Source organism: Mycobacterium sp. (assembly GCF_036490025.1).
In the GTDB taxonomy this organism is placed as follows: Bacteria; Actinomycetota; Actinomycetes; order Mycobacteriales; family Mycobacteriaceae; genus Mycobacterium.
In genome coordinates, this window is record NZ_DASXEP010000152.1 from 1 (window position 1) to 18,356 (window position 18,356).

Annotated in this window: 19 protein-coding genes; 10 read left to right on the forward strand and 9 right to left on the reverse strand. The window is 66.5% G+C overall.

Annotation, left to right across the window (positions count from 1 at the left end):
• Nucleotides 1-1,875 (forward strand): acetate--CoA ligase (gene acs / locus VGG53_RS17345; RefSeq protein ID WP_331519313.1); only part of this gene is annotated, 1,875 nt, incomplete at its 5' end.
• 17 nt (nt 1,876-1,892) lie between these two features.
• Here the strand turns inward: acs and VGG53_RS17350 are convergent.
• Nucleotides 1,893-2,600: a serine protease gene (locus VGG53_RS17350; protein WP_414688986.1), complete on the reverse strand. Its 708-nt coding sequence runs from the start codon at nt 2,598-2,600 to the stop codon at nt 1,893-1,895.
• A 190-nt stretch (nt 2,601-2,790) separates the two neighbouring features.
• Here VGG53_RS17350 and VGG53_RS17355 point away from each other — a divergent pair, with 190 nt between their 5' ends.
• Complete coding sequence (locus VGG53_RS17355; RefSeq protein WP_331519314.1) at nt 2,791-3,321, forward strand: phage holin family protein; 531 nt, start codon at nt 2,791-2,793, stop codon at nt 3,319-3,321.
• On the forward strand, nt 3,322-4,287 hold the full coding sequence (locus VGG53_RS17360; RefSeq protein WP_331519315.1) for an alpha/beta hydrolase: 966 nt from the start codon (nt 3,322-3,324) through the stop codon (nt 4,285-4,287).
• Here VGG53_RS17360 and marP read toward each other — a convergent pair.
• From marP to nth, 4 genes are read right to left on the reverse strand one after another with little or no spacing between them, the layout of a single operon-like run.
• Nucleotides 4,280-5,470, reverse strand: coding sequence for an acid resistance serine protease MarP (gene marP / locus VGG53_RS17365; RefSeq protein ID WP_331519316.1), 1,191 nt, complete (start codon nt 5,468-5,470; stop codon nt 4,280-4,282). The genes VGG53_RS17360 and marP overlap by 8 nt on opposite strands.
• A complete protein-coding gene (locus VGG53_RS17370; protein ID WP_331519317.1) occupies nt 5,470-6,276 on the reverse strand; it encodes a CoA pyrophosphatase in 807 nt (268 codons plus the stop codon). The genes marP and VGG53_RS17370 overlap by 1 nt, the downstream gene beginning before the upstream one ends.
• Nucleotides 6,273-6,938, reverse strand: a complete 666-nt coding sequence (locus tag VGG53_RS17375; RefSeq protein WP_331519318.1) for a TlpA disulfide reductase family protein — start codon at nt 6,936-6,938, stop codon at nt 6,273-6,275. Before VGG53_RS17375 ends, VGG53_RS17370 begins: the two co-directional genes overlap by 4 nt.
• A 25-nt stretch (nt 6,939-6,963) precedes the next feature.
• Nucleotides 6,964-7,644: an endonuclease III gene (gene nth, locus VGG53_RS17380; protein WP_414688987.1), complete on the reverse strand. Its 681-nt coding sequence runs from the start codon at nt 7,642-7,644 to the stop codon at nt 6,964-6,966.
• Between the two features lie 215 nt (nt 7,645-7,859).
• Between nth and VGG53_RS17385 the strand changes: the two genes are divergently transcribed.
• Both VGG53_RS17385 and crp read left to right on the forward strand, forming a co-directional pair.
• The gene (locus VGG53_RS17385) at nt 7,860-8,201 is read left to right on the forward strand and encodes a hypothetical protein (RefSeq protein ID WP_331519320.1); all 342 of its coding nucleotides are present in this window, start codon (nt 7,860-7,862) and stop codon (nt 8,199-8,201) included.
• Between the two features lie 180 nt (nt 8,202-8,381).
• Complete coding sequence (gene crp / locus VGG53_RS17390; RefSeq protein ID WP_036413767.1) at nt 8,382-9,056, forward strand: cAMP-activated global transcriptional regulator CRP; 675 nt, start codon at nt 8,382-8,384, stop codon at nt 9,054-9,056.
• Here crp and VGG53_RS17395 read toward each other — a convergent pair.
• Genes VGG53_RS17395 through VGG53_RS17405 form a run of 3 tightly spaced genes read right to left on the reverse strand, consistent with a single transcriptional unit; the run spans nt 9,053 to nt 10,478 of the window.
• Nucleotides 9,053-9,859 carry an MBL fold metallo-hydrolase gene (locus tag VGG53_RS17395; RefSeq protein WP_331519321.1) on the reverse strand — a complete coding sequence of 269 codons (807 nt, stop codon included), beginning with the start codon at nt 9,857-9,859 and terminating at the stop codon, nt 9,053-9,055. The two genes, crp and VGG53_RS17395, sit on opposite strands and share 4 nt — an antisense overlap.
• 5 nt (nt 9,860-9,864) lie before the next feature.
• On the reverse strand, nt 9,865-10,338 hold the full coding sequence (locus VGG53_RS17400) for a RidA family protein (RefSeq protein WP_331519329.1): 474 nt from the start codon (nt 10,336-10,338) through the stop codon (nt 9,865-9,867).
• Nucleotides 10,317-10,478, reverse strand: a complete 162-nt coding sequence (locus VGG53_RS17405) for a DUF4177 domain-containing protein (RefSeq protein WP_156751501.1) — start codon at nt 10,476-10,478, stop codon at nt 10,317-10,319. Before VGG53_RS17405 ends, VGG53_RS17400 begins: the two co-directional genes overlap by 22 nt.
• Nucleotides 10,479-10,528: 50 nt before the next feature.
• Between VGG53_RS17405 and VGG53_RS17410 the strand changes: the two genes are divergently transcribed.
• Complete coding sequence (locus VGG53_RS17410; RefSeq protein WP_331519322.1) at nt 10,529-11,551, forward strand: ArsA family ATPase; 1,023 nt, start codon at nt 10,529-10,531, stop codon at nt 11,549-11,551.
• A complete protein-coding gene (locus VGG53_RS17415; RefSeq protein ID WP_331519323.1) occupies nt 11,548-12,690 on the forward strand; it encodes an ArsA family ATPase in 1,143 nt (380 codons plus the stop codon). The genes VGG53_RS17410 and VGG53_RS17415 overlap by 4 nt, the downstream gene beginning before the upstream one ends.
• Before the next feature lie 7 nt (nt 12,691-12,697).
• Here VGG53_RS17415 and VGG53_RS17420 read toward each other — a convergent pair whose 3' ends face one another.
• Nucleotides 12,698-13,054, reverse strand: a complete 357-nt coding sequence (locus VGG53_RS17420; protein ID WP_331519324.1) for a WhiB family transcriptional regulator — start codon at nt 13,052-13,054, stop codon at nt 12,698-12,700.
• Between the two features lie 337 nt (nt 13,055-13,391).
• Between VGG53_RS17420 and ponA2 the strand changes: the two genes are divergently transcribed.
• The 3 genes from ponA2 to VGG53_RS17435 all read left to right on the forward strand — a co-directional run bounded on the left by ponA2 (nt 13,392) and on the right by VGG53_RS17435 (nt 18,062).
• The gene (ponA2, locus tag VGG53_RS17425) at nt 13,392-15,809 is read left to right on the forward strand and encodes a transglycosylase/D,D-transpeptidase PonA2 (protein WP_331519325.1); all 2,418 of its coding nucleotides are present in this window, start codon (nt 13,392-13,394) and stop codon (nt 15,807-15,809) included.
• A 57-nt stretch (nt 15,810-15,866) separates the two neighbouring features.
• Entirely contained in the window at nt 15,867-16,835 is a 969-nt protein-coding gene (locus VGG53_RS17430; protein ID WP_331519326.1) for a metallophosphoesterase, read from the forward strand.
• A 132-nt stretch (nt 16,836-16,967) separates the two neighbouring features.
• Nucleotides 16,968-18,062, forward strand: a complete 1,095-nt coding sequence (locus tag VGG53_RS17435) for an IS110 family transposase (protein WP_331519327.1) — start codon at nt 16,968-16,970, stop codon at nt 18,060-18,062.
• Nucleotides 18,063-18,356: the final 294 nt, after the last annotated feature.

Here is an 18,356-nt window from a genome sequence, read left to right on the forward strand (position 1 = left end):
TATCAGCAGGCCGAACAGGACCGGCTGGCGTTCTGGGCTGAGCAGGCTAACCGACTGTCTTGGGCCACACCGTTTTCGGAAGTGCTGGACTGGTCGGCGGCGCCGTTTGCCAAATGGTTCACTGACGGCAAACTCAACGTCACCTACAACTGCGTGGACCGGCACGTCGAAGCCGGCAACGGCGGTCGCGTCGCCATCCATTGGGAGGGCGAGCGCGTCGGCGAAGACCGCGCCCTGACCTACGGCGACCTGCAGACCGAGGTGAGCAAGGCCGCCAACGCGATGACGGATCTCGGGCTGGTCGCCGGAGACCGCGTCGCGATCTATCTGCCGATGATCCCGGAAGCCATTGTCGCGATGCTGGCCTGCGCGCGACTCGGCGTGCTGCACAGCGTGGTGTTCGCCGGCTACACCGCGACCGCGCTCGGCGCCCGGATCGCTGACGCGCAGGCCAAGCTGCTGATCACCGCCGACGGGCAGTTCCGCCGCGGCAAGCCGGCGCCGTTGAAGGAAGCTGCCGACCAGGCCGTGGCCGACACCAGCACGATCGAACACGTACTGGTAGTCAAACGCACCGGAATCGACGTGCCGTGGACCGACGGCCGCGACGTGTGGTGGCACGACGTCGTCGAGGTGGCGTCACCCGAACACCACGCCGAGGCGTTCGACGCCGAGCATCCCCTGTTCCTGCTATATACCTCGGGCACCACCGGTAAGCCCAAAGGCATCGTGCACACCAGCGGCGGCTATCTCACCCAGGCTTCCTACACCCACCACAACATCTTCGACATCAAGCCCGAAACCGACGTGTTCTGGTGCACCGCCGACATCGGCTGGGTCACCGGTCACACTTACAGCGTCTACGGACCGCTCTCCAACGGCGTGACCCAGATTCTCTACGAGGGAACGCCGGACACACCCGACCAGCACCGGCATTTCCAGATCATCGAAAAGTACGGCGTGACAATCTATTACACGGCGCCGACAATGATTCGGACATTCATGAAGTGGGGTCGCGAAATCCCGGACGCCCATGACTTGTCCAGTTTGCGGGTGTTGGGCTCGGTCGGCGAGCCGATCAACCCGGAGGCCTGGCGCTGGTACCGGAAGGTCATCGGCGCCGACCGCGTGCCGGTGGTGGACACCTGGTGGCAGACCGAAACCGGTGCGGCGATGATCTCGCCGCTGCCGGGCGTCGCGGCGAGCAAACCGGGATCGGCGATGACGCCGCTGCCCGGTATCTCGGCGAAGATCGTCGACGACGACGGCAACGAGCTCTCGCCGCCGTCGAACGACGAGGGCGAGCATGTCACCGGATATCTCGTGCTCGATCAACCTTGGCCCTCGATGCTGCGCGGCATCTGGGGCGATCCGGACCGCTTTCGCGACACGTATTGGTCGAAGTTCGCCCGACAGGGCTGGTACTTCGCCGGCGACGGTGCCCGTTACGACGCGGACGGAGCGATCTGGATTCTCGGCCGCATCGACGACGTGATGAACATTTCGGGGCACCGTATCTCCACCGCGGAGGTGGAGTCGGCGCTGGTCGGCCATTCCGGGGTGGCCGAGGCCGCGGTGGTCGGCGCGACCGACGACACCACCGGCCAGGCGATCTGCGCTTTCGTTGTCCTGCTGGCCGACCACGCGGAGACGACGGGCGCGGAGATCATCGACGAGCTGCGCGCCGAAGTGGCCAGGGTGATTTCGCCGATTGCCCGGCCCCGCGAACTCCATGTGGTGCCCGAGTTGCCGAAGACCCGCAGCGGCAAGATCATGCGCCGCCTGCTGCGCGACATCGCCGAGAAGCGTGAACTCGGCGACACCTCCACGCTGCTCGACCCTGGCGTCTTCGACGCGATCCGCGCCGCGCAATAGCCGCGCAGTAGCCGCATCTAGGCGGGGATTGGCACGAAGCCCGCGCCGGGGCGGTTCTTGGCGGCGAGGTCGGCCAGTATCGCGTTGATCGACTGCACCACCGCCGGGGTGTGCAGCGGGATGTATTTGGTGACACAGGCCGGCAGGTTCTCGCTGAACGCGCCGTGGATCATGCCGACCAGCTGATCGTTGACGGTCACCGGGCCACCCGAGTCGCCCTGTTGTCCGCACACCTGCATGACGATGGTGCCCGGGTCCTGGCCCGGTCCCCAGGTGACGCCGCACGAGTTGCCGGTGGTGCGGCCTTGTTTGCAGGCCACCTGCCCGAACGCCGGATCGGGCCCGATGCCGTTGATCGCGAAGCCGCCGAAGTCGGCGACCGGCGCCACCTTGGCCCGATCGAACTGGATGACGGCGTAGTCGAGACCGTCGTTGCCGGCCACCATGGTGCCCACGGTGCCGCGTTCTTTCGCCTCCTCGGCGACAACCACAGCACCGGGGCCACCGCAGTGCGCCGAGGTGAACCCGATCAGCTCGCCCTTGCCGTCGGTCCCGATGGTGGTCAGCGTGCACAGGGCGTCGCCATTGACGATGATGCCTGCCCCGCCACCGAGCGGGACCCGGTCGTCGGCTCGTGCGGGCGCGCCGTGCAGTCCGACCAGTCCGACCAAGCAGGTCACCGCGACCGCCGCGAGCTGAAGCAGCCGACGGCACGTGATCTGCAAAGCGATACTCCTGTCGACAAAATGCACGCGCGCCAGAAACGGCGGCGTCAGTCTAGCGTGTGCGATGCTCTCCACCGCCGATCTTCAAACCGGCCGGCAATGCTCGGTGGCCTCGTCTGGCAACGGGCTGCATGGCAACATGAACCGCGGACGACAGCGACAACCAACTCCGGGCCCGGGAGGACCGTCTGTGAGCAAGTCAGATCGAAAGAACGCCGACCACAAGGACGGGGTGCCCCGCACGCTGACCACAATTCCGTTGACCGACCCGCGCGCGCTGTCCGTCAAGCCGTCGATCGGTGAGCTGGTCAAGGACGCCACCGCGCAGATGTCGACGCTGGTACGCGCCGAAGTCGAATTGGCCCGCGCCGAAATCACTCGCGACGTCAAGAAAGGCCTGACCGGCAGCGTCTTCTTCATCTCGGCGCTGGTGGTGCTGTTCTATTCGACCTTCTTTTTCTTCTTCTTCCTGGCCGAGCTGCTGGACAACTGGATCTGGCGGTGGGCGGCCTTCCTGATCGTGTTCGGGATCATGGTGGTGGTCACCGGCGTGCTGGCATTGTTCGGCTACCTCAAGGTCCGGCGCATCCGCGGCCCGCAACAGACCATCGAGTCGGTCAAGGAGACCCGCTCGGCGTTCACGCCGGGCCATGACAAGTCCCCGGCACCGGCGCTCAATGCGGCGCAGGGCGGCACGCCCGCCGATCCCTCGGGTTGGTAAGTGGCGCCACCAGATCCGTCGGTAACCCGTATCGACGGTCCATGGCGGCATCTGGACGTGCACGCCAACGGCATTCGTTTCCACGTGGTGGAGGCGACGCCGGACGACCAGGGCACGGCCACCCCGCCGACAGCGCAGCCGCTGGTGATCATGTTGCACGGCTTCGGTTCGTTCTGGTGGTCATGGCGCCACCAGCTGCGCGGCCTGACCGGGGCCCGCGTGGTCGCGGTGGACTTGCGGGGCTACGGCGGCAGCGACAAACCACCGCGCGGGTATGACGGTTGGACACTCGCCGGGGACACTGCCGGACTGATCCGCGCGCTGGGGCACACGTCGGCGACGCTGGTCGGCCACGCCGACGGTGGACTGGTGTGTTGGGCCGCCTCGGTGCTGCACTCGCGGCAGGTGCGTGCCATCGCGGTCATCAGCTCACCACACCCGGCCGCCTTGCGCCGCTCAGCGCTCACCCGTCGCGACCAAGGCCGGGCGCTGCTGCCCTCGCTGCTGCGCTACCAGCTGCCGATCTGGCCGGAACGCGCGCTGGCCCGACATAACGGCAGCGAAATCGAACGTCTGATACGTAGCCGCGCCGGAGCTAAATGGGTTGCGTCCGAAGACTTTTCCGAATCGATCGGTTACCTGCGACAGGCGATCCAGATTCGGTCGGCCGCGCACAGCGCACTGGAGTATCAGCGCTGGGCAGTGCGCAGCCAACTCCGCGAGGAAGGCCGGCGCTTCATGCGCTCGATGAGCCGGCCGTTCGGGATCCCGATGCTGCATATTCACGGGGACGCCGATCCCTATGTCCTGGATGATCCGGTCCAACGAACGCAGCGCTACGCGCCGCACGGCCGCTACGTATCAATATCGGGCGCAGGACATTTCAGTCATGAAGAAAAGCCGGACGAGGTCAACGGTCACCTGTCGCGATTCCTCGAGCGGGTGTACCGATCGCCGCTCAACTGACGCACGCGCCGGTGGGCACCGGCGACGTGTCGCCGATATGCGACAGCTGAGCGGCCACCTCTTTGGCTGTCAGCACAAATCCGGTGTCGTTGTCGTCGACCGCGGCACCGAATACGACACCGATCACCTGACCGTCCAGGTCGATCAGCGGGCCACCCGAATTGCCTTGTTCCACATTGGCTCTGACGGTGTAGACCTCGCGGTTGATGGTCGCGCTCCGGTAGATGTCCGGGCCGTTGAGCTCGATGAGCTCCCGGATTCTGGCCGGTGTCGCCATGAATCCCCCGCCGCCCGGGTAACCCATCACGATGCCTTCGGTACCCGAGGTCACCGGGGAATGGGCGAACGACAGCGGCCCCGCCGGCAGGTGCGGCACCGACAGGATTGCGATGTCGACGGTCGGGTCGTAGGACACCACGGTGGCGTCGTAAGGGTTACCGCTGGCCTCGACGGTGACGTTGTTCGCCCCTGCCACCACGTGCGCATTGGTCATCACGCGGTCCGGCGAGAGCACAAATCCGCTGCCCTCCAACACTTTCTCGCAGCTGGGCGCGATCGCACGAATCTTCACCACGCTCGGCTCGGTGTTCGCGACGACGGGATTCTTGGCCAGCGTCGCATCCGGGGCCGCGACGGCGACGACGGGCGTGCGGCTGAACGGCTCGAGCACCTGGGGCAGGCCCGAAGTGTCCAGCAGGGCGGACAACCGCTTCGGCACCGTCTTGAGCCATTCCGGCGCGTAATCGTTAACCTGGGCCAGTACTCGCGAACCGCGCACTGCCGCAGCCAAACTGGGCTGGCCCGCCGACGACGTCAACGGAGTGGCCAGTAACCAGGCCGCTACCAGCACCACCACCAACTGCACGGCCACCCCGACCAGCGAATCGAAGAACCGGACCGAGTTGCTGTGGATGGCGCCGCGCACCGCGCGGCCCAGCACCACACCGGCGACCTCTCCGACCACGACCAGCGCCAGGATCAAGAACAGTGCGGCGAACAGTTTGGCCCGCGGCGCGGCAACGTGCGCGACGAGGTGCGGAGCCAGCAGAACACCTGCGATCGCGCCGAGCAACACACCGATGAAGGACAGCAGCGACCCGAGTGCACCCGAACGCCAGCCCGAGACCGCGGCGAGGAAAGCCACCCCCAGCACCGCGATGTCCAACCACTGTGAGGAGTTCATCAGGCCTCATCCTCGTCGCCGACCAGGGCCATCGCTTCGTCCAGCTCGCGAATATCGCTGGCGTCCCAGGGCTTTGCCCAACCAGCGACATCCAGCATTGCCGAAATCACCTGACCGGTGAAGCCCCAGACCAGCATCTCGTTCAGCAGAAATGCCGGCCCGGCGAAGCGGCGACTGAAGGTGCGGCGGTACACCATCAGCCGGTTGGTGGGATTGACAAAGGCCCGAACCGGAACTCGGGCCACCTTTGCCGTTTCAGCCTGATCCACGACGGCCACCGGCCCCGGATCCGGCGAATAAGCCAGCACCGGGACGACGTGAAAACCCGACGGCGCGATGAACGTTCGCTCCATCGTGACCAGTGGATGCAGTCTGGCGGTGTCGATCCCGGTCTCTTCACGCGCCTCGCGCAGCGCGGTGGCCACCGGCCCGCCGTCACCGGGATCGGCTGCGCCCCCGGGGAATGCGGCCTGGCCGGCATGGTGACGCAACGTGGCGGCCCGCACGGTGAGCAGCAGGTCGGCGTCGTCGGGAAGGGAGCCGGGTGCGGCGCCGCCGGACTGGTTCGACGGCGGGCCCGAAAACAGCACCAGCACTGCGGCTTCGCGTCCGGCGTTGCCTGTCAGCGCCTTGGACGCGGTCACCATCGCCAGCACATCGGCGGGCAGTCGCCGCCGGTAGGCATCGGGGATCTGGCCGACGTTGTCGACCAACGGTCGCAACCAGGGCGGGCCGAGCTCGGGGGTCAGCACATCCGTCCCGGGCACGCCCGAACCGAGACGCTGGGGAGTGCCGCGTCCGCTCACCGGCGCCCCCTTCGTGCATCCAGCCGCCCGACCGCATCCGCGATCTCGTCCGCAGTCGCGAAAGCGCGGGGCAGCGTCTGCGCAACGCTACCGTCCGAGTTCAGCACGACCGTCGCGGGCATCACATTGGGCACCCCCAATGCCGCCGCCACCCCACGGCTGCCGTCCTGCAGCGTCGGCAGCCGGACACCGAGCTCCGCCAGCCGCAGCAAACCGGCCGTTTCGTTCTCGTCCTGGTGCACCGTCACCACCATCACATCGGATCCAACCCGCCGCTGATACTCGGCCATCGCCGGGAGTTCGGCTGCGCATGGCGCGCACCAGTACGCCCACAGATTGAGCACGACGCGATGACCCGCCAGTGCCGGCCCGACGTCGACGGCCGAGCCGTCGGCCGCGCATTCGGCCGTCACACCACGCAACACCGCCGACCCTGGCTGCTCGCCGGGATGCGGGCACGGCGGCAGGTCGGCCCGTTGACGCGGTGCGGCCAGCGCCGCCGCGGTGTCGGCGTCGCGGTGCTCGCGGCTGGGACCGCCCGGCGGGACGGGGGACGACTGCGAGACATGGCGCAGCTCCACCAGAAATGCGGCGAGCAGCGCCACGACGATCACCAGGACCGCGAGGGTCCAGCGAGCGGTCCGAGAGGCGAGCGTGATCAAGGAAGTCCCGTCGACAACGCCGCTGCTACAGCCCGGCCATCGCCAGGAGGTGCTCGGTTTCCGGCCCCTGCACCAGCGCGGCGGCGATCTCTGGTTCGGTCGGACCGGTTCCGAATGACGGGCAGTCCTTGGCCAGCACGCATACTCCGCAAGCCGGTTTGCGGGCATGGCACACCCGGCGACCGTGAAAAATCACCCGGTGGCTGAGCAGCGTCCACTCGCTGCGCTCGATGAGCTCACCGACGGCGTGCTCGACCTTGATCGGGTCCTCCTCGGCTGTCCAACCCCAACGCCGGACCAGGCGTCCGAAATGGGTGTCGACGGTGATTCCGGGGACATCGAATGCGTTGCCCAGGATCACGTTGGCGGTCTTGCGGCCCACGCCGGGCAGCGTCACGAGTTCGGTCATGGTGGCCGGCACTTCGCCGTCGAAGCGCTCGACCAATGCCTGCCCCAAGCCGATCAACGACGACGCCTTGTTGCGGTAGAAGCCGGTGGGGCGGATAAGCGTTTCGAGTTCTTCGCGGTCGGCCTGTGCGTAGTCCAGTGCGGTGCGGTAACGCTTGAAGAGCGCTGGGGTGGTGAGATTGACTCGCTTGTCGGTGCTTTGCGCCGACAAGATCGTCGCCACCGTCAGCTCCAGCGGCGAGGTGAAATCCAACTCGCAGTACACATGCGGAAACGCTTGTGCCAGTTTGCGATTCATGCGGCGGGCCCGGCGCACCAAACCCAGCCGGGTTTCCGAAGACCAACGGTCCGCGACGGCGGCGTCCGGTGGGCCGGACACTTGGGCGGCGGCGCGAGAAGGTTTGCCCATTATCACCTCGACAGAGTACTAATTCGTGATCCCGCTGAGACCTTAGCCGTGTTTACTTGCTGCTTGTGTCCTGGTTGCTCGTTGCATTCACCCCGGGTTTGCTGATGCTGGCAACTTTCGGACTGCAACGGCTGGAAGCCGGCTTGGGAAACGACACACTCACGGCGCGTGATGTCGCGGAATTTCTCGAGCAGGCCGAGCCGATAGATGTGCGCACATTGGCCCGAGCAGGAATGCCCGAGGCACTGGATCGCCTGCACCGCCGCATCGGCCGCGTCAACGACGAATCGGCGTACCTACCCAGCCGCGTGGAGGCGCCGACAGATCAATTGTCGGCCGCCGCCGTTGCCTCCGGTCCCACCCCGCCCGGCTCACCCCGGCGGCGGCACCGGCATTCGCGGGCGAATCGGCAATTTGGGCCGCGTGAGCATGCCAATCGTGTGTAGCGTTGGCACGTCGAGTCGAAGGCTTACCTCCTAGACTCATCTCGCCAGGCTCCTCGAGACTGGTACACCCGCCTGCGGGTGGGTAGGTAGATGGGAGGTTCCCCGCTTGCGGGGATGGCCGGGCAACCGACCAAGCACAGCAGGGCCTACCGGAGTCATGTGACGAGCTAAAGGGGCAACGTGGACGAGATCCTGGCGAGGGCCGGAATCTTCCAGGGGGTGGAACCGGGCGCCGTCGCCGCGCTGACCAAGCAACTGCAACCCGTCGACTTCCCCCGCGGACACACGGTTTTCGCGGAGGGCGAGCCGGGTGATCGGCTGTACATCATCATTTCCGGCAAGGTCAAGATCGGCCGCCGTTCACCGGACGGCAGGGAAAACCTGCTGACCATCATGGGTCCGTCTGACATGTTCGGTGAGTTGTCGATCTTCGACCCCGGGCCGCGAACGTCGAGCGCCACGACCATCACCGAGGTTCGCGCAGTGTCGATGGATCGCGACGCGCTGCGGGCCTGGATCGCCGATCGTCCCGAGATCGCCGAGCAGCTGCTGCGAGTGCTGGCCCGCCGGTTGCGCCGCACCAACAACAACCTCGCCGACCTCATCTTCACCGACGTGCCCGGCCGGGTCGCCAAGCAGCTGCTGCAGCTCGCGCAGCGGTTCGGCACCCAGGAAGGCGGCGCGATGCGAGTGACCCATGACCTGACCCAGGAAGAGATCGCCCAGCTGGTCGGCGCCTCCCGCGAGACGGTGAACAAGGCGCTGGCCGACTTCGCCCACCGCGGCTGGATTCGCCTCGAAGGCAAGAGCGTGCTGATCTCGGACTCCGAGCGGCTGGCGAGGCGCGCGCGCTAGCTGAGGGCTTGGCGGCGCAGATAGTCCAGCTGGGCCCGCACCGACCATTCAGCGACGTCCCACAGCTCTTCGTCGACGTCGACGTAGACCTGCTCGACGACCTGACGCGTGGTGGCGTCGTCGCCGAGTGTGCGCAACGCCGAACGCACCTGCTGCAGCCGCTGCTCCCGATGCGCCAGGTATCCCGCCGCCACGGCTTCTATGTTGGCGAGCTCGGGGCCGTGACCGGGTAGCACGGTTCGCCGGCCCAGGCCGCGTAGCCGCTGCAGCGACGCCAGGTAATCGGCCAGGCTGCCGTCCTCGTTGTCGATGACGGTCGTTCCGCGGCCCAGCACGGTATCCGCGGTCAACACCGCATCGTCGAGAACGAACGACAACGAATCGGCGGTGTGACCGGGTGTGGCCCAGACCGTGATCCGCAGGCCCGCAGCATCGATCACCTCGCCGTCGGTGAGCTCGCCGGACAGGCCACGCAAGAATCCGCTGCCCGCCGAGCGCACCGGTGCACCGGTCAGGTCGACAAGCTTGTCGATCGCATCGGTGTGATCGCCATGCCGGTGGCTGATCAGGACCAGGGCGATGCGGCCGACGGCGGCGAGTTTCGCGATGTGCTCGTCGTCGTCGGGCCCGGGATCGACCACCACCACCTCATCGCTGCGCGGGCCGCGCAGTACCCAGGTGTTGGTGCCGTCCAGTGTCATCAGGCCCGGATTATTGGCCAGCAGCACCGACGCGGTGCCGGTGACCGGCCGCAATTCCCCGTAGGCGGGATGCGGCGTGAATGTCTCAGCGGTGCCCGTCACGGCCGCTACCCGACCTCGACCACCAGTTCAACCTCGACCGGGGCGTCCAACGGCAATTCGGACACGCCGACCGCCGAGCGGGCATGCACGCCGCGGTCGCCGAAGACGTCGGCCAGCAGCTCCGATGCGCCGTTGACCACGCCCGGCTGGCCGTTGAATCCGGGTCCGGAGGCGACGAATCCGACCACCTTCACCACCTGGGTCACCGAGTCGACACCCACCAGCGAATCAATGGCGGCCAGGGCGTTGAGCGCACAGAGCCGGGCCAGCTCCTTGCCCTGCTCGGGTGTGACGCCGGCGCCGACCTTGCCCACCTGTGCCAACGTGTCGTCCTGCATCGGCAACTGGCCCGACGTGTAGACCAGGTTGCCGCTGCGCACCACGGGGACATAGGAGCCCAGCGCCTTGACCACGACCGGCAACTCGATCCCGAGCTCCGCGAGCCGGGCCGACGCGCTCACTTCGGGCGCTTCAGATATGCGACGTGCTGCTCACCGGTGGGGCCGGGCAGCACGGAGACGAGCTCCCACCCGTCGGCCCCCCACTGGTCGAGGATCTGCTTGGTGGCGTGGGTCAACAGCGGGACGGTGGCGTACTCCCAGGTTGTGGGTTGGCTCATATCCCGAGCTTATCGGCAGCCCGACGAGGCAAGCTGGTTAGCATGCAGGGGTGGCGACCACATCAAGCGGCGGCGGTGCCGCCAGCTGGCCATCGCGATTGTCGAAGGCCCGTCTGCATTTCGTGACCGGCAAAGGCGGCACCGGCAAATCGACGGTTGCCGCCGCGCTGGCGCTGACCCTGGCGTCCGGTGGGCGCAAGGTGTTGCTCGTCGAAGTCGAAGGGCGCCAAGGGATTGCGCAACTCTTCGATGTGCCGCCGCTGCCCTACAAAGAGCTCAAGATCGCGAGCGCTGAGCGCGGCGGCCAAGTGAACGCGCTGGCGATCGACATCGAGGCAGCGTTCCTGGAATACCTCGACATGTTCTACAACCTCGGCATCGCCGGCCGGGCGATGCGTCGCATCGGCGCGATCGAGTTCGCCACGACCATCGCACCAGGCCTGCGCGACGTCTTGCTCACCGGCAAGATCAAGGAGTCGGTGATCCGCATCGAAAAGGGGGCCAAGGAGCCGGTCTACGACGCGATCGTCGTCGACGCGCCGCCTACCGGTCGCATTGTCCGGTTCCTGGACGTCACCCGGGCGGTCTCCGATCTCGCCAAGGGCGGCCCGGTCTACTCACAGGCCGAGGGCGTGGTGAAGATCCTGCATTCCGACCAGACGGCAATCCACTTGGTCACGCTGCTGGAGGCGCTGCCCATGCAGGAGACCAAAGAGGCCATCGACGAGCTACAGGGATTGGGTTTGCCGATCGGCTCGGTCATCGTCAACCGCAACATCCCCGTTTACCTGCAGCCCGACGATCTGGCCAAAGCCGCCGAGGGTGACGTCGATGCCGACGCGGTACGAACGGGCCTGGCCGCCGCCGGGATCAAGCTCGGCGACGAGGACTTCGCGGGCTTGCTGACCGAGACCATCCAGCACGCCACCCGGATCGCCGCACGGGCGGCGACCGCGGAGCAGCTCGACGAGCTGAAGGTGCCACGACTGGAGCTGCCGACCATTGCCGACGGCGTCGACCTCGGCAGCCTGTACGAGCTTTCCGAATCGCTTGCGCAGCAGGGAGTTCGATGAGCACCACACCGCCCACACTGGACATCGCCGGCATCCTCGAAGACACCGCCAACCGGGTCGTGGTGTGCTGCGGTGCGGGTGGGGTCGGCAAGACCACCACCGCCGCGGCCATGGCGCTGCGCGCAGCGGAGTACGGCCGCACCGTGGTCGTGCTGACCATCGACCCGGCCAAGCGGCTGGCACAGGCGTTGGGAATCACCGATCTCGGCAACTCCCCGCAACGCGTGCCGCTGGCCCCTGAGGTGCCCGGCGAGCTCTACGCGATGATGCTAGACATGCGCCGCACCTTCGACGAAATGGTGGTGCAGTACTCCGGACCCGGTCGCGCGCAGGCGATTCTGGACAATCAGTTCTACCAAACGGTCGCCACTTCACTGGCCGGCACGCAGGAGTACATGGCGATGGAAAAGCTCGGCCAGTTGCTGGCCGAGGACCGCTGGGATCTGGTGGTGGTGGACACTCCGCCGTCGCGCAACGCACTGGACTTCCTCGATGCGCCCGAACGGCTGGGCAGTTTCATGGACAGCCGGCTGTGGAAACTGCTGTTGGGTCCCGGACGCGGGATCGGGCGACTGGTCACCGGCGCGGTCGGCTTGGCGATGAAAGCGCTGTCGACCGTCCTCGGTTCGCAGATGCTCTCCGACGCTGCGAGTTTCGTGCAATCGCTGGACGCGACCTTCGGCGGGTTCCGAGAGAAGGCCGACCGCACCTACTCGTTGCTCAAGAGGCGCGGTACCCAGTTCGTCGTGGTGTCGGCCGCCGAGCCCGATGCACTGCGGGAGGCGTCGTTCTTCGTGGACCGGCTGTCGGAGGAACGGATGCCGCTGGCCGGACTCATTTTGAACCGCACGCATCCGATGCTGTGTTCACTGCCGATCGAGCGGGCCATCGACGGCGCCGAGACCTTCGAGAGCGGGCCGAACGGCGCCGGCGCGAACGGCCTGACCAAGGCCGTCCTGCAGATTCACGCCGACCGCGCGTCGACGTCCAAGCGGGAGATCAGGCTGCTGTCCCGATTTACCGGGGCTAATCCCCACGTCGCGATTGTCGGGGTGCCGTCGCTGCCGTTCGACGTCTCCGATCTGGAGGCGTTACGCGCGATCGCCGACCAGATGACGAGCCTGACGGCTGGGAAATAAGACTCGTTCAGCCGACGCTGCGGTGCTTGCGCTGGGTGCTGAAGAACTCCGCCCAGGACACCACCTCGGGGTGCTGCTTGAGCAGCGCCCGCCGCTGACGTTCGGTCATCCCACCCCAGACACCGAACTCGACACGGTTGTCCAACGCGTCAGCGCCGCACTCCAGCATCACCGGGCAGTGCCGGCAGATGACCGCAGCCTTGCGTTGTGCCGCGCCGCGGACAAACAGCTCGTCAGGGTCAGCAGCCCGGCACAGTGCCTTGGACACCCACGCGATTCTCGACTCCGCCTCAGCACCATAAGGAACTGCACTCGTCGGCGCTGTTGCGCACGTCTTTTGCTCCGCCGTCCGTATAGCTGACACCAGCGATTCCCCTTCGCTCTTGCCACCGGTGTGGCGCCCACTGCTGGATCCAGAACTCCGATGCGACCTGTGCCACACTGCGTCCGTCGGTGTTACCTGTATCTCATTGTGTGGATAAGCTACGTGGTCAGGTACCAATTACGCAACATTCTGGGAACCCCTTTTTTGGGACGACCGTGCAGTCCGATCATGAAAGGGAGCTGCAAGTCGGCGGCAAGAGCGGCTAATAGCGGCCTGAGCTGCGACTGAGAGAAACCTGAGGTGCGGCAGCCGGGGCGAAAAGTCCTCATCGGCCACTCGCGAAGTCTTCCATCGCAGCGTCGCTAGTGTAGTAGCCATGTCGGAGCGTCCCGCGACTGCGGTCACTATCGCCAAGCTCGCCGGGTGCTGCTCACTCGCCAGCGTCATCGTGGCCGCCCTGCTGTTCCCCGTCGCCGGTGGCATCGGGTTGGTGTCCAACCGTGCCAGCGAGGTCGTCGGCAACGCCTCGGCGCAACTTCTCGAAGGCGATGTCCCGGCGGTGACCACGATGGTGGACGCGAAGGGCAACACCATCGCCTGGCTGTACTCACAGCGCCGCTTCGAGGTGCCTGGCGACAAGATCGCCAACACCATGAAGCTGGCCATCGTCTCGATCGAGGACAAGCGATTCGCCGAGCACAACGGCGTGGACTGGAAGGGCACGCTGACCGGGCTGGCCGGCTACGCCTCCGGCGATGCCGACACCCGCGGGGGCTCGACGATCGAGCAACAGTATGTGAAGAACTACCAATTGCTGGTGATCGCGCAGACCGACGCCGAAAAGCGGGCGGCCATCGAGACCACGCCGGCGCGCAAACTGCGCGAGATCCGCATGGCGCTCACCTTGGACAAGACCTTCACCAAGCCGGAGATCCTGACCCGCTACCTGAACCTGGTCTCCTTCGGGAACAACGCTTTCGGTGTCCAGGACGCGGCGCAGACGTATTTCGGCGTCAACGCGTCCGACCTGAACTGGCAGCAGGCTGCGCTGCTGGCCGGCCTGGTCCAATCGACCAGTTCGCTCAATCCCTATTCCAACCCGGACGGGGCGCTGGCCCGCCGAAACCTCGTTCTGGACACCATGATTCAGAACATCCCCAACGAGGCAGACGCGCTACGGGCTGCCAAGGCCGAGCCGTTGGGAATTTTGCCGCAGCCCAAGGAATTACCGCGCGGCTGCATCGCGGCGGGTGATCGCGCCTTTTACTGCGACTACGTGCAGGCCTACTTGGCGCGCGCCGGTATCGGTAAGGAACAGCTTGCCCGCGGCGGCTATTTGATCCGCACCAATCTGAATCCCGACGTGCAGGACCCGGTCAAGCACGCGATCGACACCTACGCCAGCCCCACCCTCGAGGGCATCGCCAGTGTGATGAGTGTGATCAGGCCGGGCAAGAACTCACACAAGCTTGTTGCGATGGCCAGCAACCGCACCTACGGCCTGAACACCGAAGCCGGCGAGACCATGCGCGCGCAGCCGTTCTCGTTGGTCGGCGACGGCGCCGGGTCGATCTTCAAGATCTTCACCACGGCCGCGGCGATGCAGATGGGTATGGGCATCAACGCCCAACTCGACGTGCCGGGCAGGTTCCAGACCAAGGGCATGGGCAACGGCGGAGCCAAAGGTTGCCCGAAGGAAACCTGGTGCGTGATCAACGCCGGCAACTACCGCGGGTCGATGAACGTGACCGACGCGCTGGCCACGTCGCCTAATACCGCGTTCGCCCGGCTGATCCAGCTGGTCGGGGTGCCACGCGCGGTCGATATGGCGGTCAAGCTGGGACTGCGGTCGTACGCGGAGCCCGGCAGCGCCCGTGACTACGACCCGGACAGCAACGAGAGCCTGGCCGACTTCATCAAGCGGCAGAACATTGGCTCGTTCACGCTGGGCCCGTTCGAGCTGAACGCGCTGGAGCTGTCCAATGTCGCCGCGACGCTGGCCTCCGGCGGGACGTGGTGCCCGGCGAATCCGATTGACAAGCTGATCGACCGCAACGGCAACCAGGTGGCCGTCACCACTGAAGCTTGTGACCAAGTGGTGCCCGAAGGGCTGGCCAACACGCTGGCCAATGCGATGAGCAAGGACGCGCAGGGCGGCGGCACCGCGTCGGGCTCAGCCGGCGCGGCGGGCTGGAACCTGCCGGTGTCGGGGAAGACCGGGACCACCGAGGCGCACCGGTCGTCGGGGTTCGTCGGCTTCACCAACCAGTACGCGGCGGCCAACTACATCTACGACGACTCCACCTCGCCGTCGGATCTGTGCTCGTCACCGCTGCGGCGGTGCGGGGACGGGAACCTCTACGGCGGCAACGAGCCGGCCCGCACCTGGTTCACCGCGATGAAACCGATCGCCACCCTTTTCGGGGACGTGCACCTGCCACCGACGGACCACGAGTACGTCGAAGGCGGGCCCGGCTCCCGGGTACCGAGCGTCGCAGGCCTCGACGTCGACGGCGCGCGCCAGCGCTTGAAGGATTCCGGTTTCCAGGTGGCCGAGCAGCCGACATCGGTCAACAGCAGCGCGAAATACGGCGAGGTAGTAGGAACCTCACCCAATGGTCAGACCATCCCGGGTGCGGTCGTCACCATTCAGACCAGCAACGGCATCCCGCCGGCGCCGCCACCGCCTCCGGAGGGGTTCCCCGGCGCCCCGGTACCGGTGGGCTCCCAAGTGATCGAGATCCCGGGTCTGCCGCCCATCACCATCCCGATTCTCGCGCCGCCGCCTCCCTAGCCGGTCTGCTGGTGTGTGACGAGCCGCCACCCGGCAAGCGGCAGTAGGCTGGCCTGCATGCCTTCCGCTTCTACCCGATTGTCCGCTCTGAAAGGTGCCGGCGCCGTCGCGCTCGGATCGGCTGTTGCCGGAGTCGGCTATGCCTCGATCATCGAGCGCAACGCATTCGTGCTGCGAGAGTTGACCATCCCAGTCCTGGACCCGGGCTCGTCGCCGCTGCGGGTGCTGCATATCAGCGACCTGCACATGCGTCCCGGCCAGCGCCGCAAGCAGGCGTGGCTGCGCGAACTCGCCGGCCTGGAGCCCGACCTGGTCGTCAACACCGGTGACAATCTGGCGCATCCACGCGCGGTCCCGGCGGTCGTCCAGAGCCTCGGCGACCTACTCTCGGTGCCGGGCGCTTTCGTTTTCGGCAGCAACGACTATTTCGGACCGCGTCCCAAGAACCCGCTGAACTACCTGACCGACCCCGGCCATCGGGTGCACGGCCAGCCGTTGCCCTGGCAGGACCTGCGAGCGGCATTCACCGAGCGTGGCTGGTTGGACCTGACCCACAACCGCCGCGAATTCGAGGTGGCGGGGCTGCAGATTGCGGCCGCGGGTGTGGACGATCCGCACATTGCGCGGGACCGCTACGACGCGATCGCGGGTCCGGCCACCCCACTTGCCGACCTGCGGCTGGGGTTGACCCACTCGCCGGAGCCGCGGGTGCTGGACCGCTTCGCCGCCGACGGTTACCAACTGGTGATGGCCGGTCACACGCACGGCGGACAGCTGTGCCTGCCGTTCTATGGGGCCCTGGTGACCAACTCGGGTCTGGACCGGTCCCGCGCCAAAGGACCGTCGCGCTGGGGCGCCAACATGCGGCTGCACGTGTCCGCCGGGATCGGCACGTCCCCGTATGCGCCGGTGCGGTTCTGCTGCCGGCCCGAAGCGACCCTCTTGACGTTGATTGCAGCACCCACCGGTGGGCGCGACCCGCAGCGCCACCGCGGCCGATCGCAACCCACGTATTCGGTGGGCTGATCGACTAGACGGTATGGGTGACCGTCGGCGTTGAACTGGGGGTTGCGGGCCGGGGCCCCACTCACCCATGTTCGTGGGTTACCGAGTAGGGAGTCGCCTGCTCGGTCTATCCAACAGTGGTGGGAGGCCCCGGTGTTTACAGAGCGTACGAGTGTTGGACTGGACGTGCACGCACGTTCGGTAGCGGCAGCGGCAATTGACGGCGTGACCGGTGAGGTGCGCCAGACCCGGTTGACCCCGTCCCATGAGCACATCCGGTCGTGGTTATCGGAGTTGCCGGGCCCGGTGGCGGTGGCCTATGAAGCCGGGCCGACCGGTTTTGGGTTGTATCGGGCGTTGACCGATGCCGGGGTTCGGTGCGAGGTCGTCGCGCCGTCGAAACTGCAGAGACCGTCGGGGGACCGGATCAAGACCGACGCCCCCCGGGATGCTCTGCATCTGTCGCGGTTGCTGCGCCTGGACGAGATCACCTCGGTGTCGATTCCGAGCGTAAGTCAAGAAGCGGCTCGGGACCTGGTGCGGGCGCGTGAGGGCTGCCGCGGTGATCTGATGAGGGCGCGCCATCGCCTGTCCAAACTGCTGTTGCGCCACGGCATCGTCTATTACGGAGGTGCCGCGTGGACCGGCGCGCACGATCGCTGGTTGCGCACTGTAGCGGCGCCGCAGCTGATGGCGCCGGCGACGCGGATGGCTTTTGACGCCGACTATGACCACGTATTGACGATGCAGGCCCGGCGTGGGCGTTTGGACTTGGCGATCGAAGACATCGCGAAGGACTGTGAGTTCACCTCGATTGTTCGGAGGGTGTCGTGCCTTCGGGGTGTGAGCACGTTGACCGGATTCGCGTTGGCGGTGGAAATTGGTGATTGGAATCGGTTCACCGGCAACACGATTGGGTCATTCGTTGGCTTGGTTCCCTCGGAGTACTCGTCGGGCTCGTCGCGGGCGCAAGGACCCATCACCAAGACTGGCAACACTCATGTTCGTCGGCTGCTGGTCGAGGCAGCCTGGCATCACCGGCCCCGGTATCACGTAGGTGCGGTGATGCGGTCGCGTTGGGATCAAGCTCCGGCAGCTGCGCGAGCCCGAGGCGACGAAGGCAACCGCCGCCTGCACAGCAGGTGGGTGGGTTTCCTGGAACGCCGCAAGCGCCCAACGGTGGCCAACGTCGCGATCGCCCGCGAGCTGGCCGGCTGGTGCTGGTCCCTGGCGGTCATGGAGGACTGATCGCCACCTGATCTTCTTCCTCCTCGAGTCCGGTGGTGACAGCGCGTGGATCGACCCGCGACACAACTATGAGCAGACCCCCTCGGGTCGATGCTCGATGCTAGACAAGCGGATGCGATCCAGCCGAAACCCCGTCCTGCGGTACACAACCCGCGTATATCAGTCTGACCGCGCGTCGCCAACCGACACGCTCACCACACAGACTCGCCGGGGAAGCAAAGAGGCGCCGTCGGGGTAGCTTCCCGGCGGCGCCTCACCTTGCCCTCTTGACAAATTTCTCTACATATCAGTTGT

What these genes read in the sequence shown, in the direction of transcription:
- VGG53_RS17405 (WP_156751501.1), bottom strand. Translation starts at nt 10,478, where the DNA reads ATGAGCCAACCCACAACCTGGGAGTACGCCACCGTCCCGCTGTTGACC.
- nth (WP_414688987.1), bottom strand. Translation starts at nt 7,644, where the DNA reads ATGAATCGCAAACTGGCACAAGCGTTTCCGCATGTGTACTGCGAGTTG.
- ponA2 (WP_331519325.1), top strand. Translation starts at nt 13,392, where the DNA reads ATGTCGGAGCGTCCCGCGACTGCGGTCACTATCGCCAAGCTCGCCGGG.
- marP (WP_331519316.1), bottom strand. Translation starts at nt 5,470, where the DNA reads ATGAACTCCTCACAGTGGTTGGACATCGCGGTGCTGGGGGTGGCTTTC.
- VGG53_RS17385 (WP_331519320.1), top strand. Translation starts at nt 7,860, where the DNA reads ATGCTGGCAACTTTCGGACTGCAACGGCTGGAAGCCGGCTTGGGAAAC.
- VGG53_RS17430 (WP_331519326.1), top strand. Translation starts at nt 15,867, where the DNA reads ATGCCTTCCGCTTCTACCCGATTGTCCGCTCTGAAAGGTGCCGGCGCC.
- VGG53_RS17415 (WP_331519323.1), top strand. Translation starts at nt 11,548, where the DNA reads ATGAGCACCACACCGCCCACACTGGACATCGCCGGCATCCTCGAAGAC.